Below are 23,295 nucleotides of genomic sequence, written 5' to 3' on the forward strand. Positions count from 1 at the left end.
GTAAATATTTAACCTTTTTTTGTAAGATTTTCCATTACAATTGTGCGGTATTCACGGTATTATATAGAAAACGCAAGATGTGTGTGTAAAACTTTTAAGGAGGGCGAAAAATTGGAAAAGCTGAAACAAAATCCAATCGTGAAAAAACTCGGCCTGAACAGGATCTTACTTGTCTGCATCCTGATTCTGATGTTCGTAGTTTTCAAGGTGGTTCTCGGAAGTAAGTTCCCTGTTGGAGACAGTATCAAGTCCACACTGAACTATGTATATTTCCTTGGCTTCCTGTCACTTGGTGTCACATTCGTAATCGCAACAGGAGGAATCGATTTCTCCATCGGACCGGTAATGTTCTGTTGTGCACTCGTTTCCGGTTACTGCATGACAAGCTACAAGGTTCCATGCGCAGCAGCAATGGTAATCTGTGTACTGATCGGTCTTGCATTTGGTATCTTTAACGGATGGCTGGTATCTTACTTATCAGTTCCGCCATTCATCGTATCCATGGCTTCCATGAATATTGCAAAAGGTATCGCATCTGTATTCACAAAAACACAGTCCGTAAGCTGGCCGCTGGCAAGTGACCCGACAAACGGCTGGTTCCGTAACATTGTATCTTATAAAGGATTTCCGGTAGGTCTGGTGATCTTCCTCGGAGCAGCAATTATCTGTGGAATCATTCTTTACAATACCAAACCTGGACGTTACATCCTCTGCCTCGGATCCAACACAGAAGCCGTAAGACTTTCTGGTGTAGATACAAAGAAATGGAACATGCTTTCATATGTAATCTGCGGCGTTTTAGTTGGAATTGGAGCACTGTTTTTCGTAGCTACATATACAACCGTTCAGCCTGGTTATGGCGATCAGTACAACAACGAAGCAATTGCTGGTTGTGTAATGGGTGGTACATCCATGGTTGGTGGACTTGCTTCCATCGGCGGTACTGTAATCGGTGTATTTATTATCTCTCTTCTGCAGCAGGGAATCATGGCATTTGGTCTTGGTAAAGGACAGCAGATGATCATCACAGGTATCATCGTAATCGTAGCTGTATATGCCGACGTTTCTGCAAGACGTAGAAAGAACTGATCGAAAGGGAGGATGAAACAATGGGTGACGTTATTTTAACAATGAAGGATATTGATAAGTCCTTTCCTGGTGTTCATGCCCTGGATCACGTTAATTTCGAAGTAAGACGCGGCGAAGTACATGCACTTATGGGAGAGAACGGTGCCGGTAAATCAACACTGATGAAAGTTCTTACCGGTATTTATCAGAAGGATTCCGGTACTATTACATACAAAGGTCAGGAAGTGGCTTTCCACAATACACGTGAGGCACAGGACAATGGTATCGTAATCGTACATCAGGAATTAAACATGGTCGGTGACCTGACCGTTGCACAGAACATCTTTATCGGACGTGAGCCGAAAAAGGGTATCCGTGTAGACGATAAGAAAATGATCGAAGATTCAAAGAAATTATTCAAGGATCTGAACATCGAGATCGACCCAAGAGAAAAGATGAGCAACTTAACAGTTGGTAAACAGCAGATGTGTGAGATTGCAAAAGCTATTTCCCACAAAGCAGAAGTTATCATCTTCGATGAGCCGTCAGCAGCTCTTACAGAAAAAGAAATCGCTGACCTGTTCGTAATCATCAGAGATCTTCGTGAGAAGAACCTCGGTATCGTATATATCTCACATCGTATGGATGAGATCAAAGTCATCACAGACCGTGTAACAGTCATGCGAGATGGTGGATATGTAGGAACTCTGATTACAAAAGACAGTACAAAAGAAGACATCATCAACATGATGGTTGGTCGTGTTATTTATGAAGATCCTAAGGAACACAGCATGGTAGCACCGGATGCACCGGTGGTTCTTAGAGTAGAAAACCTGAATGCAGGTAAGATGGTTCAGGACGTAAGCTTCGAACTGAGAAAAGGTGAGATCCTTGGCTTCTCCGGTCTGATGGGTGCAGGACGTACCGAAACTGCAAGAGCACTGTTTGGAGCCGATCCGAAACAGAGCGGAAAGATTTCCATCATGGACAAACAGAGCGGCCAGCTCAAAGAAGTAACTATCAACAGCCCACAGGATGCTGTTAAATATGGTATCGGTTATCTGTCTGAGGACAGAAGAAGATATGGTGTTGTTGTTCAGAAATCTGTAAATGAAAACACAACACTGGCAACGATGGAGCAGTTCACAAGCGGAATCTTCATCAACAAAGCAAAAGAAAAAGAAGTTTCTGAGAAATACATCAAAGAACTTGCTACAAAGACACCGAACGGAGATCAGTTGGTAGTGAACCTTTCCGGTGGTAACCAGCAGAAAGTCGTTATTGCGAAGTGGCTTACCCGCGACAGTGATATCCTGATCTTCGATGAGCCGACAAGAGGTATCGATGTCGGTGCGAAGAACGAAATTTACAAGTTAATGAGTAAACTGGCAGCAGAAGGAAAATCTATTATCATGATTTCTTCTGAAATGACAGAGATTCTCCGTATGAGTGACCGTATCATTGTAATGTGTGAAGGTAAAGTGACAGGAAATATTGATATTTCTGAGGCAACACAGGAACACATCATGGATAAGGCAACAAGAAATATCGATTAAGGGGAGGACAGTCATGACTAAGAAGAAAAAAAGTATTATAAGTGATCAGAGATTTATTGTTTTACTTGTTATCATTGCACTGTCTGCAGTCTTCTCTATTATGAGTAAGGAGTTCAGACAGTATACAACACTTTTAAGTATGTTGGACTTTTCTTACTATGATCTTCTGATGGCAATCGGTGTTACATTCCCGCTTATCACTGGTGGTGTAGACCTGTCAATCGGAACCGGCATGGTGTGTTACGCACTGATCGCCGGAACAATGGTAAGAAGTCACGGATGGCCGGTAGCAGCAGCTATGGTACTTTGTCTGGTACTGGGAATTGCGATCGGAGCACTGAATGGTGTCCTGATCGGAATTATGAACCTGCCGCCATTCCTTGCAACTCTTTGTACATGTATGATCACCCGTGGTGCCGGCTCTCTCTGCAGTGCTACACCATGGCCGGGACTTACACAGGATGGTGGATGGTTCCACACAATCTTCAAGATTACAGTTGGTACAGGAAGAAGCGCTTCCCGTTACCCGATCGGTTTCCTGTGGATGATCATTCTGGTACTTCTGATGGAATTCGTTCTGAACCATACAAAATTCGGACGTTACACCATCGCAATCGGTTCCAACAAAGAAGCAGCAGCTCTTTCAGGAATCAACGTAAAATTCTACCATGTAATGGTTTATGTAGTATGTGGTCTGTTTGTAGGTCTTGCAGCTATCGCTTATGCAGCAGTTACACCTACTGTACAGCCGGGTACCGGTGCCGGACTTGAAATGGATGCGATCGGCGGTGTATTCGTCGGTGGTGTTGCAGCAACCGGTGGTTACGGTTCTGTAATCGGTACATTTGTTGGTATCTTTGTCATCATGCTTCTGAAAACAGGTCTTCCATATGTCGGCCTGCAGGCAAACTGGCAGCAGATCATCACAGGTCTTGTACTTATCATCGCAGTCCTGATCGATATCATCAAAGAAAAGAAAAAAGCTGCTATGTAAGCAGTATAAAATCAAAGCGGATATCAGTAATCCGCTTTGACAACCAAAATTCCATAAGGATGTGGGGCGTCAGAAATTTCCTACTGACGTATCATCATAATAAAAAACTATATAATTTATAAGGAGGAAGTAAATTATGAATTTCAAAAAAGTAGTAGCATTAAGCATCTGTGCAGCAATGGTAGCAGGTATGTCTGCATCAACAGTTATGGCCGCTGATCTTCCGGATCAGTTCAAAGATCTCAAAGCAAACGAAGCTTATGAGTTCCCAATGATGGTTAAATCTTTCCAGTCCACATACTGGGATGCAGCTCAGGAAGGTATGAAGAAGGCTGCTGAAGAACTTGGTGTTACTTATACAGCACAGGGACCGAACAGTGAGTCCGATATCGCTGACCAGGTTAACATGGTTAACACAGCAATCGCTTCCAACCCGGCTGGATTAGGTCTGGCAGCTTGTGATACATCTTCTGTACTTGACGCTCTTAAGGATTGCGCTGACAAAGGAATCCCGGTTGTAACATTTGATACAGGTATCGCAGATGCTCCGGAAGGATCTATCGCTTGCGAAGTTTGTACAGACAACGCACAGGCTGGTTCCGTAGCAGCAGAAAATATGTATAATGCAATCAAAGATGTTGTAGCTAACGCTGATGGACAGGTTGTTATCGGTGAAGTTAACCAGGATGCTACAGCTCAGAACATTCAGCAGCGTGGTGGCGGATTCATCGACAAAATGATCGAACTGCTTCAGGCTGATGGCAAAACAGTAGCAGTTGCAGGTAACGAATTCTATGTAAACGCAGCTAAAGGTGCTGATGCAACAGAAGCTGACGCAGATGTTGTTATCCAGGTAGCTGTTCCGGCACAGACAACTGTAGAGCTTTGCTCCAATGAAGCTCAGGCTATCCTTTCCAAAGAAAACTGCATCGCTATCTTCGGTTCCAACCAGACAGCAGCAGAAGGTGTTCTTGCAGCTAACGCAAACCTGAACGTTCTTGGTTCTGATGCAGCTAACGGCGACGTTATCGGTGTTGGTTTCGATGCTGGTTCTATCATCAAAGCAGCAGTTCAGGATGGAACATTCCTTGGTGCAGTTACACAGTCTCCTCTGATGATGGGCTACTATGCAATCTACGCTCTGACAGCAGCAGCTAACGGACAGGAACTTGAAGATGTTCCTACAGATGGTTACTGGTATGATTCCACAAACATGGACGACGAGACAATCGCTCCAAACCTGTACGACTAATACGAATGCAGGCTCGAAACAGAAAGACGATGACTGCTTGCAGTCTTAAGTAAAGGTTGTTTCCCCCCAGGGCATTGCCCTGGGGGTTTTTAAATACCAGAATGAAATGCAGCTCGATTATACGATGTTGAGCGCGGCAAATAAAGACACTTTTTTTCACAAACAAGGTTCTTAACATCTGTATTTTTTTAGGATAATATGTTATTATCAAATGTGAAAGAACCCTTTTAGATACAGCGTTTTGCACAAATAAAACAGCTGTACACATCTTACATATTCAGGAGGATTTTACAATGGCAACTTATTATGCAGCAGTAGATATGGGTGCATCCAGTGGACGTCTGATCCTTGGCCATATGGAAAACGGAAAGATCGAACTCGAAGAAATCCATCGTTTTGAAAACGGAATGGTTAAGAAAGACGGCGAGCTCTGCTGGGAATTTGACCGTATCTTCAAAGAAATCGTAACAGGTCTTAAGAAATGCAAAGAGATCGGCAAGATCCCGGTAAGCATGGGCGTAGATACCTGGGGTGTTGACTTTGTCCTTCTAGACAAAGACGAAAAAGTAATCGGAAATACAGTAGGATATCGTGACCATCGTACAGAGGGTATGGACGAAGAAGTTTACAAGACTATTTCTCTCGAAGAACTGTATGCAAGAACCGGTATCCAGAAAGCCATCTTCAATACTGTATATCAGTTAATGGCAGTTAAGAAAAAACATCCGGAATATCTTGAGCAGGCTGAAGCACTGCTTCATGTACCGGATTACTTCCACTATCTGCTGACAGGCCAGAAGACATGCGAATATACAGAAGCTACTACCGGTCAGCTTGTAAATGCAGAAACAAAAGACTGGGATTATGAAATTATCGACAGACTCGGATATCCGAGAAGAATTTTCCAGAAACTGATCATGCCTGGAACAAGCATTGGACATCTTACAGAAGAACTTCAGAAAGAAGTCGGATTTGATGTAGAAGTAGTTGCACCGGCAACTCACGACACAGGATCTGCTGTACTTGCAGTACCGGCAAATGACGATGACTTTATCTACATCAGCTCCGGTACATGGTCTCTGATGGGTATCGAAAGAAAGACTCCGGACTGCTCACCGAAGAGCTGTGAACTGAACTTCACAAACGAAGGTGGATACGCAGGTCGTTTCCGTTACCTCAAGAACATCATGGGCCTCTGGATGATCCAGTCTGTACGTCATGAAGTAAATGATAAATACAGTTTTGCAGAGATCTGCGCAATGGCAGAAGAAGCAAAGGATTTCCCGTCCAGAGTAGATGCAAATGACGAGTGTTTCCTTTCTCCTGAGAACATGACAGAAGAAGTCAAAGACTACTGCCGCAGAACAGGACAGAAAGTTCCGGAAACAATGGGTGAGATCGCAACTGTTATCTACACCAGTCTTGCAGAATGCTATGCAAAGACAGCAAAAGAACTGGAAGAAAGCACAGGAAGAACCTATAGCCGTATTCATGTAGTAGGCGGTGGTTCAAACGCAGGATACCTCAACGAACTGACAGCAAAAGCAACAGGCAAAGAAGTTCATGCAGGTCCTGGTGAAGCAACTGCAATCGGTAACATTACCGCACAGATGCTTAAAGCCGGAGAGTTTAAATCCATCGAGGAAGCTCGTACAACAATCCACGAGTCCTTTGGAATTAAAATCTATAAATAAGCAAACCAATATTTTATTTAACAATCAATAGGAGGTTTTACTATGTTAGTAAACACAAAAGCAAAAGTCGGTGTATTCTCTATTGCTTTAGGCGCATACCTGCCTCAGTTCCCGTCACTGGTACCTGAGTTTGAAGCACAGTATGAAGCCTTCAAAAAAACAATTCCGGATACAGTAGAAATCATTGACGGAGGAATGGTTACAACAAAAGAGCAGTCAATGGAAGCCGGAGATAAATTCCGTGCAGCAGACGTTGACCTTGTATTCCTTCAGATGCTGACTTATGCGACATCTTACAATATGCTTCCTGCAATCCGCGACCTGGATGTACCGGTTGTTCTGGTAAACGTTCAGAAACTGAAAGCACTGGATTATGATCACACAGATATCGCTGCATGGCTTGGCGAAGGTTATGCTTGTGGTGCTGTTGGAGAAGCTGTTGCCGATCTTGAGAGAGCAGGCAAGAGACATGCCGTTATCACCGGTGTTGTAGAAGGCGGAGATCCGGCTGTTCAGGCAGAGATCGAAGACTGGTGTAAAGCAGCTCAGGTAAGAAGAAGATTTCGTGATACTAACATCGCTCAGATCGGAAGACCATATCCGGGTATGATGGATCTTTATATTGATGAGACAAACCTGTACAACAGAATGTTCCTGTACACCAAGCAGTTTGACTGGGAAAAAATGTGGGCAATCGCTGATGATATTACAGATGAAGAAGCAATCCGTGCAAAAGCACAGGATATTCTTGATACTTTCGACATCGAAGGCGGCGGCACAATCGAAAAAGTATGGGATATGGCAAAATACGTTGTTGCATTCGAGAAATGGGTAAAAGACGAGCATCTTAGCATGGTTGCTTCCCATTACGACGGATTTGCACAGGGTAAAGCAGGTGTCCTTGACAGTATGCTGATCCCGGCATTCTCCATGCTGATCAAACAGGGTACAGCATGCGCTGTTGAAGGTGATATGAAAGTTGCTATGGCAATGAGTATCCTCAAGACAATTTCCGGTACAGGCCAGCTTTCTGAAATGTACTCCATCGACTTCAATGATGATATCTGCATCATCGGACATTCCGGAAGTGGAGATGCTGATATTTCCGATAAGAAACCTACCATGAAAATCGTTCCGGTATTCCACGGCAAAACAGGCGGCGGATACCTGACACAGTTCTATCCATATACAGGTCCGGTTACCTATCTTGCAATCACACAGGATGGCGACGGACACTTCAAATTTGTTGTTGCAGAAGGCGTAAACGAAGAGGGACCGATCCTTTCCTTCGGTGATACCAACATGAGAACTCGTTTCACATGTGGTGCAAGAGAATTCGTAAATCGTTGGAGCGAAGCCGGCCCGACACATCATATGGCAGCTGCAACAGGAAGACATATCGACACAATTCTGAAGGTTGCCAAGATCTTCAATATACCTGTTGATATCGTTACAAGATAAGATTTGCCTACCATTGTATTACACATATTCATATTCAAAAAGGAGATCGCTTTTTAAGCGGTCTCCTTTTTTGCAGGTATTCGTATTTCGACTTCTGTGCCGCGGCCGGGCTCGCTGGAATAAGTAAGTCCGTAGTCTGGTCCGTACAGAATCTGAAGACGACGGTGCGTATTGTAAATTGCAATGTTTGTTCCTCCGGAAGTACTGTTTCCGTTTCCGGAGAGAATTGTCGGAAGAATTCCCGGAGAAATTCCCACGCCATCATCTGAAATTAGAAGAACAATGTCGTTGCCTTCCATCCAGCCGGTGAGGACAATGGTTCCTGATTTATCATCTGTTTCAAGGATTCCGTGAAGAACGGAGTTTTCGATGATCGGCTGAAGTGTCAGTTTCGGAATGCTGTATTCCAGAAGCTCATCCGGAATATCTGAAATAAAGGAAATGCTGTCATGGTAACGCATGTTCTGAATCAACAGATAGATTGAGACATGTTCCGTTTCTTTGGCAATGGTACTCATGCTTTGCTTGCGGCTGAGTGTCAGCTTATAAAAACGTGACAGGCTCTGAACCGCATTGGAAACTTCGTCGGTGCGCCCCTGCTGTGCGAGCCAGTTGATCATATCCATTGTATTGTAAAGAAAATGTGGATTGATCTGAGCCTGCAGTGAGTGAAACTCTGCAATACGAAGCTCTTCGGCAGATTTTGCCTGTTCTTCCATCAGCTGATCCATTTTTCGTGTCATATAGTTGTATGTATCAATCAGATCACCGATTTCATCATGATAGACGGGGCTTGCCATCGGACTTAACGTGCCTTTTCGTACTTTGCTCATTTGATGGATGACGGAAGAAATACGGTTTGTGATCGATCGCGCCATAAAATGGGCCAGGAACAGGGCACAGATCAGAAATACGAGATACATAAGTACATACTGAACCATAATCCCATTACTCTGTGCAATCAGCGGACCGGACGGAAGAACTGTCACCATAAACCATCCTGGCTGTTTGATATTGTAAAATCCGGCATAAACCTTTGTGTCAAGAATATCACGCTCGATAAAATTGTTGGAAGACATAAAAGAGTCTTCAATTGTCTCGTAGTTCAGCAGATAAATTCCGGAAAGGGATTCATCAGAAGAAGCAACCACCGCATTTCGTTCATTGATGATATAGGAAACACTTCCATCAATCGGGAGGTTGTCTTTCAGCATATTGCGCAGGTGGCTGGACGAAGTGTATAAGGCTATGTATGCCTGACGTGCCTGCCCCTGATAATAAAAAGTAGTAGAAGTGATATATGCCATATCCCCGTAGCTTTCCTTTTCCCGTTCACCCAGATAAAATTCCGGACAGAAGAGCGAACTCTGCTGGGTACCCTGAAAGATACCGTACCAGTAAGTGCCGCGGGCTTTGCTCATCGGAGAAAAATAATCTTTTGTCAGATCATCGTTGAAAAGTCGTACGGACTGCGGCGGAAAGTCCATATAGATCTGGATTCCGGTGATAAGATCAGAAGAAACGAGATCTTTGGCATATTCCTGAAAGTCTTTGGCGGAATCCGTTTCAAGAAACATCTGAAACGGGGAATTAACCGGCTGATGGAACAATGTCTGGAAAAATTTTTGCTCCGCAATTCCATCATGTGCATCGATAACTTTCTGTACAATCTCTTCCACATAAGGTGCGGTCTGGGCACTGGTGTCCTGTTCCTGTTGGATCGTATAAGAGACAACCATGTCGTATAGTCTGCTGTAAAAGAAACCTGCCATCATAATGACCGGGATTGTGGCGGTAATCATCAGAACCAGTGTGAATTTGGAGCTGAGCTTCATGTCACCATAAGCCAGCCGGAGTCTTTGTAAAAATTTCATTGTGTATTCCGCTCCCTGTATTCAGAAGGTGAAAATCCGCTGTATTTCTTGAAACTTTTGCCGAAATAGTTGCCGTCACTGTAGCCGACCCGGGAAGAGATATCAGAGATCTTAAACCGGGCATCTTTGAGAAGCTGCTTTGCTTTTTCCATGCGGTATTCCGTCAGGTACTGGTTCAGAGTCTGACCAGTCTCACTCTTAAAAAAGGTACACACATAAGAAGTAGACAGGAAGACGTGTTCGCTGATATCTTTGACGGAAAGCGTCTCATGCATATAATTCTGACTGATATAATCTTTGATCAGAAAGATGGTTGGATTTTCCTGTGAGGAAGATTCTGCCTTGCGGAAAAACTCAGAAGTTTTATCCACGAGTGTCTGATGCAATTCAGGGAAAGTGAAACAGTCGTCAATTGTTTCAGCAATGCTTTCCACATTACCGGAACCTGCAATTTTTTGCTGATGACGTGCATCTTCCAGACAGAGAAAAAGTTTGTAATACATGTCTTTGACCGGATTCTGCAGGAAACGGTGATTTTTAAAAAAGTTCTGATACAGCGTATCCAGAAACTTTTTGGCACCATCAGCATCCTGACGTGAAAGAATATCCGCAAAGGAACCGGCAGGAGTATCTGCAAACACATTGGTCTGTACATCCGGGATATTTTCCAGAGATTCTGATGTCAGGAGGGAATTTTCCGGGAAGAAATATCCGCTCTGCAAAAGGATAACTGCGGAAGTATAAGTCTGGTAGGCTTTTGGCAGTCCATACACGGTATCGCCGACAGCAATAGTATAGCGGCCGTATTTTTCAAAATGGCTGCACAGGTATTCTCCGGCTGCATGAATCTGGTGGGAAGACGGAGCTTCCTGCGAAAAAAGAAAATAGACCAGATACTGCATTTTCTTTTCGAGATAGATACATTTCGTACGGAATGGTGCAAGGAAGTCAAGAAAATCCTGACAGAAGTCAGCCATCGATGGTACATTGGATTCCAGAAAAAGATCAGTCTTTACAATGAATGCTGTGAAATAAGTACTGTTGTTCATTGTGATGCCAAGTTCAGAAGTCAGGCCTGCGATGGTCTGGCTGTTTGCTCCGTATGGAAGTGTGAGCTGCAGGGCAAGCCGGGAGGCTGTCTCCATGGAGTGCAGCGTTTCTCCGCGGCGGGAATGGACTTTCTGTTGATAAAGCTCCCGGGCATCTCTGATCGCGTCTTCTATTTCGGAAAGACTGAATGGTTTTTCGATGTAGTTGACTGCTTTGAGCTTAATAGCAGCTTTGAGATATTCTTTGTCAGAGTAGCCGCTCATAAAAATGGCAACACTGTCCGGAAGAAGCTTTTCCAGACGTTCCAGCATGGTGATGCCGTCCATGCGGGGCATGCGGACATCACACAGGATGATCTCCGGTTTGTAAAGTCTGGCAGTTTCCAATCCGTGTACACCATCATCGGCCTGAATCACCTCATCGATTCCGAGAGATGACCAGTCCAGAGAGGAGATCACACCGGTGCGGGTGAGCTCTTCATCATCTACGATCAGTAATTTCATGGTTTTCTCCTTGATAGTGAAAAAGCTGTTACTGTTGGATCTTTTTTAATATCTGCTCACAGATCTGTGCGGAACATGGTTCATGAATCTCATTAAAAAGCAGATTGACGCGGTCGCGTTCGGTTTTCCAGTGAGAATCCTCTGTGAGAAGGGCATCCAGAAAACTCTGGAAAGTATCTGGTTTGGGGCCGGGAGTGACTTCGTCATAATCGAAATTCATACCACGTCCGTTCAGATATTCTTTCCGGTCATATGGAAGAAAGATCATTGATTTGTCAGTCAAAAGATAATCAATATAAATGCTTGAATAATCCGTGATCAGGCAGTCAAAAATATTGAGGATTCCGGTGACATCCTCTGCCTGTTCGTTCCCGAGGAAACGGATTCTTTTTCCGAGATATGGCGCAGCAGATCCCTGTTCGGCAATGTGTGTACGGATAAAAAGAAGTATCTTATGTTCTTCGAGAAATGCCTCCATCCGGTTCAGGTCAAAATCATCGAACGGGAAAAGCCGTACCTGGCCGTAGTCGCGGAAGGTCGGTGCATAAAGAACCGTTCGTTCAAATTCCGGGATATCCGGATAAATCCCGGAGAGGATCAAGGCAGGATCATTTGGCTGAAACATGCCGTCGTTTCGCGGCTGTCCCCATACTTTGATCAGATTTTCGGAAATATCAAAACTCTTTGCCATAAGTGGTACAAGCGCATGTGAAGTTGTGAGAACGTACGTATAGTTTTCGGAAAAAATCTTCCGGAAATAGATACGCGACATCTTTTTGAGGTTCGGATCGAGCAGTGCGATCTTTTTCAGCGGTACGCCGTGCCAGAGATTGACGATGAGCCTGTTTTTGCCGAGTCCGCTCGCATAGGCAGGGAGTCCGGCAGAAGTAAACCACACACCGGCGTTCAGAACATATCGGATCCCGGATGCGCTTTCAGTCTCGATAAAGTACTGGCTGCCGTATTCGGCGGAGAGCTCTGCGCGAAGCTTCGGATCATTGATGACAAATCGCGGTGTGATCTCCGGGAGATTCTCTTTTACATATTCAAAAAGATAACGGGAATTATAGTTATAATGCCGGTTATCCGTAGAGGAAAAAATCCAAATATACGGATCCGGTTTCTTTTTTGCAAAGTGCTTCAGAAATTCTGCAAGCACGAGACTTCTGATTTTACTCAAGTTAATGCGTCCTTTCTGAATGAGAAATGTGTGTGCAGTCTTCAATCAGTGCTTCGGTCTGAGCTGCAGATGCAGCATTGATCCTGTCGAAATCAATCTGAACCGGCTGGACCTTTCCTTCAGCAAAAAGCTGCATTCCGTGAAGAATACCTTCTTCAGAATTATCGACAAGAGTTCCCTGATATTCCGTCATAAAACCGTGGCAGCCGTTGACATCGCAGGTCATAAGCGGAAGTCCAAGTGAGGCAGCTTCCATAAGTACGATCGGGCGCCCTTCATAAAAAGAAGAAAGCAGAAACAGGTTGCAGTTTTTCAGAACCGGCATAGGATTCTGCATGGAGTAGATCAAAATAATATGATCAGATGCAGCGAGGCTTTTGGCATGTGCAACAGCATCCTCATAGAGCGTACCAACGCCGCCGATGATGATCAGCCAGGTATCCGGATGTGAAGCCTGGTAGGTGTTGAATGCATTCATCAGACGGACATGGCCTTTTTCCGGAGAATAGCGGCCGATGCTGATAAATTTTGTATCATTGCCTGACAGAACAGTGGAAAGCTGATCGACAGAAACAGTGGATTTCGTTGTTTCCTGAAAAGCGAGCATTTCCTCGCTGCGCTTAATTACACTTTGATAGTCATGACAGTTGTTGACTACGGTAACTTTGGCCGGATCTGCGCCAATGCCATGGATAGTGGAATCGAGAATATCTTCGCTTACAGTAACGATATGGTCATATTTCTGATAAGCTTCTCGAAGAAGATAGATATTCTGGTTTCCTTTTGTGCGGATCTCATCGGCCATATCATTGTGAACCCAGATCGTCCGTCCACATGGTGATTCCTCAAAAAGTGAAGTGATGTAAGCTTCGTAACCATTGTAATGGATCACGGCAGAAAAATCAGTACTGCCGAAATGTTTTTTCCATTCGCGTTGGTAAGCAATATGGATCCGTCTGTTGATAGAATTAGTGTTTGCACCGCGCATTTTGCGCATCAGTGAAAAACCGGTAAGTACATCCATATTCATTTCGCTGGATAATGGATAGATACCAATATGATCCGGAATACGCTCCATTCTTTCAGGATGATCTTTGACAGAAATCAGACGGAAAGACAAAAAGTAGTTATATTTTGTAAGATCCAGCTCGTGGAGCATCGCGTACAGTGCACTGGTGATACCGTTCTGATCGAGGTCACCACCGTAGAGCAGGATGTTTTTCTTACCATTTCCGGTATATTTTTTCTGGCGGCAGCAGTCTTCGTGAAGGAATACCTGTCGGCAGATTTTTTCGGCACCGTGCCCATCTTCATAAGAGGCATATTTCTCCATAAATGCTTCATCCGGGGTGCCGCCGTCAGCATGTGCATATGGAATGACTTCGGCAGCATCTTCTGTATAATGGAACGGATAAGTCTCAATGTCTTCATACATTCCGCGGGTGCTTTCGTATTCCGCACGGTCGTAGGCAAAGAAGATGACTTTTTTGCCGGTGTTTGCATAATCATAAAAAACACTGGAATAATCCGTGATCAGTACATCACAGAGATTTAAGCCTTCATAGGTATCCCAGTCGGTCGGGAAAGCGCGGATATGACGGTAACCGTCAAAAGCTTCGGAACCATGAAGGAAAGGATGCAATTTAATAAGAAGAATCTCGTCATCCTTTAACTGGCTGTCCCAGAGAGCGAGATTGGCAGAAAGTGTTTCCATGTATTCCTGACGTTCTACCTGATTAAAAATACCGCGGTAGGTCGGAAAGTAAGTAAGCAGTGTCTTACCGGCGAAACCGGCGCGCTCTTTCATAGAAAGATCAGGTTTCTGACGGAAAATATCGTTGCGCGGATAGCCTTCGCGAAGTACGGTACCTCTGTACAGACTGTCGAGCATGTAGGCTCCGGACATTTTTTCTTCCATGAAGCGGTTCGGAAAGACAATATAGTTGGAATCCAGAAGGTTACGGAGAACATTTCCCATCGTCACCATCTCCGGACGGTTGTCACGGCCCATTTTCTTAAGTGGGGTACCATGCCAGGTGTTCAGATAGATCTGTCCTTCTTTTTTGACAAATCTGCCGGGAAAAGAGGAATCGTTGACCAGATAACCGGCGCGGCTTAAGGCACGGTAATAGGAGACAGATCCTGTATGCACAAAAGAAACTCCCTGAATGGAGTTTTTACGCAGCTTTTCTTTGATTTCGGATTCGGCATTTTTACGTACCGAAAGTACGAGGTTGAAATTTTTGTATGGTTCTCTGGATAACTCCTTTAATAAGGAAAGGATATTACTCTCGAGAGCACCGCCGCTTCTGGATTCAAGAAGAATCATGCGGGGATCAAGAGAATTATTTTCATAAAAGGAGTTATAAAAAGGATACCAGCTTCCGTTTTTTAATTTTTTTTTGACTTTATTGAGAAAGCTCATTTGTCCGGATTCCCTTCAAATTTAATATATTAAATATAACAAAAGCCAAAACTTATGTCAATCTTACACGAAGGCAGGCGGGGGTAACTGGAAAAAATTCACATAGAAACAGTGAAATTTTATACATATGCAGTAAAATTTTGCCTAAAACAGGAAAATATATTACCCTGATTCGAAATATTTTCCTGTTTAGGGTAAAAGATTTTACTGTTATAATAACATCAGATTTAAGAAAAGGGAGGAAAGAGCCGTGTCTGAATATGTTCTTGAACTTAAAGGCATAACAAAGATTTTCCCGGGCGTTAAGGCACTGAACAACGTACAGTTCCAGTTAAAACCGGGTGAAGTTCACGCACTTATGGGCGAAAACGGCGCTGGTAAATCTACATTTATTAAAGTTATTACCGGTGTACATAAGGCAGAAGAAGGCGAAATGTTCTTAAATGGTCAGAAGGTTGACTTCAAAGGACCAAAAGATGCACAGGCAGCAGGTATCGCAGCCGTATATCAGCATCCGACATCCTATCCGCATCTGACTGTTGCAGAAAATATTTTCATGGGACATGAGATCATCAAAAACAGAATGATCCAGTGGAAAGCCATGAACACAGAAGCAAACAAACTTCTCAAACAGCTGGATGCAGATTTTGATGCAACAGCAGAGATGGGTACTTTAAGTGTTGCTCAGCAGCAGATGGTTGAGATTGCAAAGGCGATGTCCACTAACGCAAGAATCATCATTCTTGATGAGCCTACTGCAGCACTGACAAGATCCGAATCCGAGAAGCTTTATACACTGGTTGACAAATTAAAAGCTGACGGTGTTTCCATTATCTTCATTTCCCACCGTTTTGAAGATATGTATCGTCTGGCATCCAGAGTTACTGTATTCCGTGATTCCCAGTACATCGGAACATACGATGTTGACGGAATTACAAATGCAGACCTGATCAAAGCAATGGTTGGTCGTGAGATCAAAGATCTGTTCCCGAAACCGGAAGTAAAACTCGGAGACGAGATGCTGAAAGTTGAGAATCTTTCCAGAACAGGTTACTTCAAAGATGTATCCTTCAGCGTTCGCGCCGGCGAGATCCTCGGACTTACCGGTCTGGTAGGTGCAGGACGTACAGAAACAGTAGAAGCTGTCTGTGGTATCACTCAGCCGGATTCCGGTAAAGTATATCTGGAAGGTAAAGAAGTTCATATCAAAAAACCATCTGATGCAATGGAAAAAGGTATCATTCTCCTTCCGGAAGACCGTCAGAAAGAAGGTCTGATCATGAGTTGGGGACTTGGAAGAAACGTAACACTTCCTACCATCAGCAAATATGCGAAGAGCGGAATCAATGACGAAAAGACAGAGCGTGATCTTGCCAAGAAACTTCTCGAAGAAGTTGATACAAAGGCAGTTGATATCTTCCAGCCGGCAAGCTCTCTTTCCGGTGGTAACCAGCAGAAAGTTGTTGTTGCCAAGGCATTAAGTCAGGAAATGAAAGTTGTTATCATGGATGAGCCTACCAAAGGTGTAGACGTAGGTGCAAAAGCTGAAATCTATGCAATCATGGGAGATCTTGCAAAGAAAGGATATGCAATCATCCTGATTTCTTCCGAAATGCCTGAGATCCTCGGTATGGCAGACCGTATTGTCGTTATGTGTAACGGACGTAAGACCGGTGAACTGAACCGTGGCGAAGCAACACAGGAAAGAATCCTCGAACTTGCTATGGAAAAAGGACATACAGGGGGTGCTGAATAATGGAAAAGAAATCAGTTATGAAAAAGATCACAGGCTCCCGTGAAGCACTGCTTGCGATTGTCCTGATCGTTCTTTTTGTAATCATCACAGCAATTAACCCATCATTCCTGACTCCTAAGTCACTGATGGATATGCTGAAAAACAATGCAGTAACAATGGTAATGTCACTTGGTATGCTGTGTGTAATGCTTGTTGGCGGTATCGATATTTCTATCATGTCAACACTTGCACTTTCCGGTATGAGCATTGGTATGCTTCTGAAATATGAACATATCTCCAGCACATTCCTCGCATTCGTGATCGCAATTGCAATCGGTATCGTCTGCGGAGCAGTCGTTGGTCTGATCATCTCCAGAGCAGATGTACCACCGATCATTGCAACCATGGGCTTCATGTACATCTACCGTGCACTTGGTTATCAGGTATCTCACGGTGGTGAATGGGCAAGTGCAGCAGCACTTGGTGAATTCAAAAATTTCGCAACAACAAAATTCCTCGGATTAAACTGTGTTATCTGGGTAATTATTGTATGCTATGTATTCTTCTTCTGGTTTATGAAATGGACCAGAACAGGCCGTATGATCTATGCAGTCGGAAGTAACCCGAGTGCAGCAGAAGTATCCGGTATCAATGTAAAAAATATCAAATTACTTGTTTATACAATCATGGGTCTTCTCGCAGGTCTCGGCGGTGCACTTCAGGTTTCTGTATATGCATCCGCAATGCCTGATATGCAGTACGGCGGTGAGATGGACGTTATCGCAGCCTGCGTTATCGGTGGTGTAAGCATGAACGGTGGACGTGGTACAGTAGTAGGTGCTTTACTCGGATCCCTGATCCTTGCAACAATCGCAAAAGCACTTCCGCTGATCCCATTCTTCAACCAGTTATGGCTGAATACCATCAAGGGTGTTATCATCCTCGTCGTAGTAGTAATGAACGTAATCCTGCAGCGTATCGCTGATAAGAATGCACTGAAAGGAAGGGAGATGTAATCATGGCTGGAAAATCTGGAAGAAGTATTAATAATGTGCCGGAAAGCCCAGTGAAGAAAATGATCTTCTCCTGGGAGGGAATATTGGTTCTGCTGTTTATTGCGGTCAATATTTTCTGTGCAATGTTTTCTGAATATTATAACATGAGCAGTCTGCTTCGTCAGATGCCTGTTTATCTGGCAGAAGTATTCATGATGTTGCCGATGGCATACATCCTGGTACTTGGCGAGATCGATATCTCTGTAGGTGCGATCGTTTGCCTTTCTGCAACAATGAGCTGTATTGTCTGCAATACAAATGCTCCGTTTATCGTAGTAGTGATCACAGCACTTGGTGTTGGTACTATCTGCGGTGCGATCAACGGCTTTATCCTCACTAAATTCCAGGAACTGCCGCCAATGATCGTTACACTTGCAACACAGATTATCTTCCGTGGTATTTCCGAGATCGTACTTGGAAGCGGCGGTAGTATTTCTGCAAGCAACACAGATGGTTTCCGTGCAATCAGCGGAAAAGTCGGAGATGTTCCATACATCCTGTTCCTCGTTGTTATTCTTTCTGTAATCTTCGCCGTAATCTTAGGCAAGAGCACATTTGGACGTCGTGTATATGCAATCGGTACCAACCGTCTTACAGCATATTATTCAGGTGTTCATGTACAGAAAATCCGTTTCATCATCTACACCATCATGGGTACAGTTTCCGGACTGTGCGCACTGTTCCTGGTTTCTTCTTCATACGGTGCAAACACAACAACCGGTAACGGATTTGAAATGGATGCCATCGCAATGGCAGTATTTGGAGGTATCTCCTCTACAGGTGGTAAAGGTAATATCGCAGGTGGATTTATTTCCGCATTCATCATCGTTTGCCTCCGTGTAGGTCTTGGTCAGAGAAACGTCAATGCACAGGTTATCCTGCTGATCATCGGTGTTCTTCTGATCGCAGCAGTAGCTCTTCCGAACATTATCGGAAATGCAAAAAAAGCATTAAGCATGAAGAAAAACTAAATAAAGTAGTACAATAATCATGTAAGTAGCTGCTCTTTTGTAGCAGAAGAGCAGTTGCAAATAAAAAACTATATTTTTCCAAGGGAGGAAAACAAAATGAACAAAAAAGTAATTAGCGCACTTCTTTGTGGAGCAATGGTACTTGGCTGTGCAGCACCTGTAATGGCTGCTGACAAAGCCGGAGACGGACAGAAGATCGCACTGGTTGGTAAATCAGCTGGTAACGCATTCTTCGAAATCGCTGCAAAAGCATTCAAAGACACAGCAGAAGCTGAAGGTGCAACTGTAGATGTTGTTTACCCGGAAGCTGCAACAGCAGATGCTCAGATCAAAGTTCTTGACAACCTGATCTCCCAGCAGCCAGATGCAATCTGCATCTCCGCAAACGACGTTAACGCTCTTCAGGCTAAACTGGAAGAAGCTATGGACGCTGGAATCAAAGTATCCTCTTTCGACTCCGCTCCGAATAAAGACAGCCGTCAGGTATTCGTAAACCAGGCTGGTACACAGGCAGTTGGACAGGCTCTTATGGATGCAGTTCTTGATATCTCCGGTGGAGAAGGACAGTTCGCTATCCTTTCTGCAACATCTCAGTCTGCAAACCAGAACGCTTGGATCGACGCTATGAAATCCATCATGGAAGGCGATGAGAAATACAGCAAACTGGAACTTGTAGAAGTAGCTTATGGTGATGACGAACCTCAGAAATCTACAGACCAGACAGCAGCTCTTCTTCAGAACTACCCAGATCTGAAAGTTATCTGTGCACCTACAACAGTTGGTATCGCTGCAGCAGCTAAATACCTTCAGGACAACGAATCTGCTTGCAAACTGACAGGTCTTGGACTTCCGTCTGAAATGCAGGAGTACACAGGTGATGACGATGCACATTCCTGCCCATACTTCTATCTGTGGGATATGGAAGGCCTTGGAAAACTTTCCGCATATGCAACAATGGCACTTGTAAAAGGTGACATCACTGGTGCAGTTGATGAAACATTCACAGCTGGCGACATGGGTGAATTCACAATCACAACAGCTGATGACGAAGGAACAGAAATCGTTCTTGGTGAGCCACTTCAGTTCACACCAGAAAACGTTGCTGACTACGCTAAACTGTACTAATCAGCACCTTTAGAGAAGCTAAAGTTTTTCTGAATATGATAAATCCTTAAAAACAGGGCGGAGCCGTAAGGCTCCGTCTTGTTTTGTTTCGCTTATATTGCTTTATCCCACCTGCGCGTGTTAAAATAAGACCAGCAGTAACATAACGATATCAGGAGGAAACATGCAGCAGACTCTTTTGGATCATTTGAGAATCATAACAGAAGAAGAACAGCAGATACTGGATGGTGTGGCGAAGGTGGATAAAGACCTTTATACATCCGGTAAGGATTTCATTGTAGACAGTGCGAAGATGCTGAACGAAGGTAAACTGATCGCCGTGCGTACGCACACTCGTTTTGTCCATTTTCCGGCACACAGACATAATTTTATCGAGGTGCTTTATGTCTGTCAGGGACAGCTGACCAATATCATCGGCGGCAGGGAAGTCGTGATAAGGCAGGGGGAACTTCTTTTCCTGAATCAGTATACAAGACATGAAATCCTTCCGGCAGGGGAGGAAGATATTGCAATCAACTTTATGATTCTTCCGGAATTTTTTGATGTGGCATATACAATGGCGGGAAATAATAATGTTCTTGCTGATTTCCTTGTGAATGTGCTGCGTCAGGATGATGAAAGGGGAGAATACCTTCATTTCAAGGTGGCAGAGGTATTGCAGATTCAGAACCTTCTCGAAAATATGATCTATTCACTTGTAACCGGCAAGGGTGACCAGAACCGCATCAATCAGACAACAATGGGACTTATTTTCTTGTATCTTCTGGAGTCTGTGCAGTATGCAGAAATGCGACTTCCGAATCAGTACGAAAATATGATCGCAATGACTACTCTGGACTATATTGAGCAGCAGTACAGGACAGCAACGCTTACAGAGCTTTGTGAGCAGCTGCATCTGCCGATGCACATGCTGAGCAAGATGATCAAGAAAAATACAGGCTTCAATTTTAAAGAACTTTTGCAGCGCAAGAGATTGAACAAGGCAGTTGAGCTGATGTGTGAGACGGATCTTCCAATCAGCGATATCATTGCGGCAGTCGGTTACGAAAATGGCAGCTATTTTCATCGTGTATTTAAAGAACGATATCATACGACACCACGTGCGTTCCGTGTGGCAAACGACAAAGAAAAACGCGTACGTCTGTAAAAATCAGCAGTACCCGGCTGCAAATTCAGAAATAAAATAACTTTGCAGAATATAAAAAGGGACACACAGTTACGAAGAAAACCGATACTGCGATGTCCCTTTGGATTTTATTTTATCATTTGTAATGGACTGGAATGTCCGGAAATTATGTAGAACCCGAATGCAGAGAAACTGCCGTTCTGAATTGCTTTGCTCACTTCTCTTTCGTGTCCTGTTCTTTTGTACATAATTTAAAATCTGCGCTTAGTATATCACATGGCAAGGTTTTTGACAAGCTCGATATCTGACGCTTTTACTTTGAGATTTGTTTCTATTACTTTTCCCTCAGCGGTTGTGATCTTGATTTCGATCAGTGTGTCTTCTTTGACAGCAGTACCTGCTGCCTGAAGAAACTTCGGGAATTTCGGATGATTCTGGGTGAATGTTGCCCAGGAATTTTTAAGCTGCATTAAATTTCCAAGATTCATGTAAGTACCTCCGTTAATTCTGATAATTGATCTGTTCGCCCTGAATGACCGGATAGCAGATCAGAGCATCGCCATCCAGATTTTCTCTGTGCATATCGACAGCACTGATCTGGTGGTTTTCATAGGTTGTATAATAATAGATCCCCTTTGTGACATTACAGCAGGAAGTATAAAGCGTAATCTCATATTTTCCATCAGCGACTTCGCAGCATCCGCGCTGCTGATCCACGGAACCGAGAATGTGAAAGAACTGGCTTACGCTTTCTATTTCGGAATCGCCTGAAAAAGCGTTCATCTTTGTGAAAGCAACCCGGACAAAACGGGATGCGGAAGAAAGATCTCCCGGAAGACCGAGCGCTCCCATTCCGCGGCTGTATGCAGTGAGAGCAAGTTCATCGGAAAAAGTATTTACAGGCTGTTTCGGAGACAAGTGCATAAAATTGTTCAGCTGGAACATCTGCTGTGGAAAAGGCGGGTTGTTGGTGAGCACACCGATCGGATTTTCATAAATATGGAGTCCGTCTGCCATGGATTCCACCGTGATAGAACCGGTCTGATCAGAAATGATCCAGTGAAGCTGCGCAAGCGGAAACTGCTCACTGAACGGAGTGTCAACCAGAGTCATGCGCTCAAGAAGTGTCTGTACTTCGGATAAAGTAGCACACTGGCTTAAAATCCATGGGATAAATTCAAACTGAGCAACATTGTCCCTGTCAGATGTAACATTTGCATAAGCGGCATTTCCGACGAAGTTTAATCCTGCCATGCCGACACCTTTTTCGTTGATGGCATCATAATAGAGGGGGTAGTTTCCTGCAACATGAGCCATACCGATGATCGCGTAGTGAGTGGCCATTTCGCCGGCATGCCGGAAAGAAAAAGGATAATTTCGTGGTGTGATGGCAATCTGGTCACCATAGGAAAACTCATAGTCCAGAGTTCTTCCAAAATAAAAATCTTTTGTCTGATAAGTTGCGGCAGTACACATAAAACATTTCCTCCTTAAAAGTCAAAATCTGCATAGTCCTCCGGCAGAAAACGGTGATAGATGATATGACAGCCTTCGTCTTTAAAACAATAGTAATAAGGATCTTCGCTGTTGTCAGCAAAACGGATCAGGCGGTCAAATTCACCATTGTTCATTTCTTCGGTGATAATGTTCTCTGAATAAGTATGGAACAGATCCAGAATTTCATTCATAGTACAGCCATGTTTTCCGACTAATTCCACAAGCTGGTGGATAAATTCATTTGGTGCGGTGTTGTCATGCACATATACGGTGCCTTCCTGCGGAATATGGAAACAGAAACGGTCGCCTTTATGACTGACTTCAATCTGTCCGAGTTTTGAAGTGACAGATTCCGGAAGTGTATCGAGTCGTATCTGCATTTCGTCTGCATTACTGCTGGTATCAAAGAAATGATTCAGGGAAGAAAGCGGATAATAAAGTCGTATATCTTCTTTAAAAAAGCCAAGCTTAGCCTGTTCTTCTTTGACGATATCAATCAGATTTCGTTCAAGTTTATCATAACCCATAACGGGACCTCCTTTATAAGATGAGCTGCTGCTTACAGCATAAACAGCACAGAGTTAAAATACTGCAACATATTGTAGCAGATTCGATTGGAAAATACCAGAGTCGTTAAGGCAAATAATAAGTCCGTTTGGAAAAATTGTTACTGCACTTCCGGATCATTCAACAAAATATTACCCCAAAAGTTCGTTGACAGTGTGAGTA

Annotated in this window: 18 protein-coding genes; 11 read left to right on the top strand and 7 right to left on the bottom strand. The window is 43.9% G+C overall.

Annotation, left to right across the window (positions count from 1 at the left end):
* The first annotated feature begins 111 nt into the window (after window positions 1-111).
* The 6 genes from DWW86_RS06550 (at window position 112) to DWW86_RS06575 (ending at window position 8,025) form a co-directional block, all read left to right on the top strand.
* Window positions 112-1,089, top strand: a complete 978-nt coding sequence (locus tag DWW86_RS06550; protein WP_072521913.1) for an ABC transporter permease — start codon at window positions 112-114, stop codon at window positions 1,087-1,089.
* A gap of 20 nt (window positions 1,090-1,109) precedes the next feature.
* The gene (locus DWW86_RS06555; RefSeq protein ID WP_117942619.1) at window positions 1,110-2,624 is read left to right on the top strand and encodes a sugar ABC transporter ATP-binding protein; all 1,515 of its coding nucleotides are present in this window, start codon (window positions 1,110-1,112) and stop codon (window positions 2,622-2,624) included.
* Between the two features lie 13 nt (window positions 2,625-2,637).
* A complete protein-coding gene (locus tag DWW86_RS06560) occupies window positions 2,638-3,618 on the top strand; it encodes an ABC transporter permease (protein ID WP_117942620.1) in 981 nt (326 codons plus the stop codon).
* Between the two features lie 136 nt (window positions 3,619-3,754).
* Window positions 3,755-4,870, top strand: a complete 1,116-nt coding sequence (locus DWW86_RS06565) for a substrate-binding domain-containing protein (RefSeq protein WP_015542079.1) — start codon at window positions 3,755-3,757, stop codon at window positions 4,868-4,870.
* 293 nt (window positions 4,871-5,163) lie between these two features.
* Window positions 5,164-6,564 carry a rhamnulokinase gene (gene rhaB, locus DWW86_RS06570; protein WP_117942621.1) on the top strand — a complete coding sequence of 467 codons (1,401 nt, stop codon included), beginning with the start codon at window positions 5,164-5,166 and terminating at the stop codon, window positions 6,562-6,564.
* 42 nt (window positions 6,565-6,606) lie between these two features.
* Entirely contained in the window at window positions 6,607-8,025 is a 1,419-nt protein-coding gene (locus tag DWW86_RS06575) for an arabinose isomerase (protein WP_072521898.1), read from the top strand.
* A gap of 53 nt (window positions 8,026-8,078) precedes the next feature.
* Here DWW86_RS06575 and DWW86_RS06580 read toward each other — a convergent pair whose 3' ends face one another.
* The 4 genes from DWW86_RS06580 to DWW86_RS06595 are packed head-to-tail and all read right to left on the bottom strand — an operon-like array spanning window position 8,079 to window position 15,057.
* Window positions 8,079-9,899, bottom strand: a complete 1,821-nt coding sequence (locus tag DWW86_RS06580; RefSeq protein ID WP_117942622.1) for a sensor histidine kinase — start codon at window positions 9,897-9,899, stop codon at window positions 8,079-8,081.
* Complete coding sequence (locus DWW86_RS06585; RefSeq protein ID WP_117942623.1) at window positions 9,896-11,452, bottom strand: response regulator transcription factor; 1,557 nt, start codon at window positions 11,450-11,452, stop codon at window positions 9,896-9,898. The genes DWW86_RS06580 and DWW86_RS06585 overlap by 4 nt, the downstream gene beginning before the upstream one ends.
* Before the next feature lie 28 nt (window positions 11,453-11,480).
* Entirely contained in the window at window positions 11,481-12,632 is a 1,152-nt protein-coding gene (locus tag DWW86_RS06590; protein WP_117942624.1) for a CDP-glycerol glycerophosphotransferase family protein, read from the bottom strand.
* 1 nt (window position 12,633) lies between these two features.
* A complete protein-coding gene (locus tag DWW86_RS06595) occupies window positions 12,634-15,057 on the bottom strand; it encodes a CDP-glycerol glycerophosphotransferase family protein (RefSeq protein ID WP_117942625.1) in 2,424 nt (807 codons plus the stop codon).
* Between the two features lie 250 nt (window positions 15,058-15,307).
* On the opposite strand from DWW86_RS06595, the gene DWW86_RS06600 reads away from it, so the two are divergent.
* From DWW86_RS06600 to DWW86_RS06620, 5 genes are all read left to right on the top strand, one after another.
* Entirely contained in the window at window positions 15,308-16,813 is a 1,506-nt protein-coding gene (locus DWW86_RS06600) for a sugar ABC transporter ATP-binding protein (protein ID WP_117942626.1), read from the top strand.
* Entirely contained in the window at window positions 16,813-17,808 is a 996-nt protein-coding gene (locus DWW86_RS06605) for an ABC transporter permease (RefSeq protein WP_015542086.1), read from the top strand. The genes DWW86_RS06600 and DWW86_RS06605 overlap by 1 nt, the downstream gene beginning before the upstream one ends.
* Window positions 17,809-17,810: 2 nt before the next feature.
* Entirely contained in the window at window positions 17,811-18,818 is a 1,008-nt protein-coding gene (locus tag DWW86_RS06610; RefSeq protein ID WP_117942627.1) for an ABC transporter permease, read from the top strand.
* 96 nt (window positions 18,819-18,914) lie between these two features.
* The gene (locus DWW86_RS06615; RefSeq protein WP_117942628.1) at window positions 18,915-19,943 is read left to right on the top strand and encodes a substrate-binding domain-containing protein; all 1,029 of its coding nucleotides are present in this window, start codon (window positions 18,915-18,917) and stop codon (window positions 19,941-19,943) included.
* 163 nt (window positions 19,944-20,106) lie between these two features.
* Window positions 20,107-21,090 (top strand): AraC family transcriptional regulator, encoded by a 984-nt coding sequence (locus DWW86_RS06620; protein ID WP_117942629.1) that lies wholly within the window; start codon window positions 20,107-20,109, stop codon window positions 21,088-21,090.
* 251 nt (window positions 21,091-21,341) lie between these two features.
* On the opposite strand, the gene DWW86_RS06625 is transcribed toward DWW86_RS06620, so the two are convergent.
* Genes DWW86_RS06625 through DWW86_RS06635 form a run of 3 tightly spaced genes read right to left on the bottom strand, consistent with a single transcriptional unit; the run spans window position 21,342 to window position 23,093 of the window.
* Window positions 21,342-21,557: a hypothetical protein gene (locus tag DWW86_RS06625; RefSeq protein WP_117942630.1), complete on the bottom strand. Its 216-nt coding sequence runs from the start codon at window positions 21,555-21,557 to the stop codon at window positions 21,342-21,344.
* Window positions 21,558-21,570: 13 nt separating this feature from the next.
* Window positions 21,571-22,545 (bottom strand): choloylglycine hydrolase, encoded by a 975-nt coding sequence (gene bsh, locus DWW86_RS06630; protein ID WP_117942631.1) that lies wholly within the window; start codon window positions 22,543-22,545, stop codon window positions 21,571-21,573.
* A 14-nt stretch (window positions 22,546-22,559) separates the two neighbouring features.
* Window positions 22,560-23,093, bottom strand: a complete 534-nt coding sequence (locus DWW86_RS06635) for a DUF3877 family protein (protein WP_117942632.1) — start codon at window positions 23,091-23,093, stop codon at window positions 22,560-22,562.
* Window positions 23,094-23,295: the final 202 nt, after the last annotated feature.

Source organism: Ruminococcus sp. AF17-22AC (assembly GCF_003460065.1).
Lineage (GTDB): Bacteria > Bacillota > Clostridia > Lachnospirales > Lachnospiraceae > Blautia_A.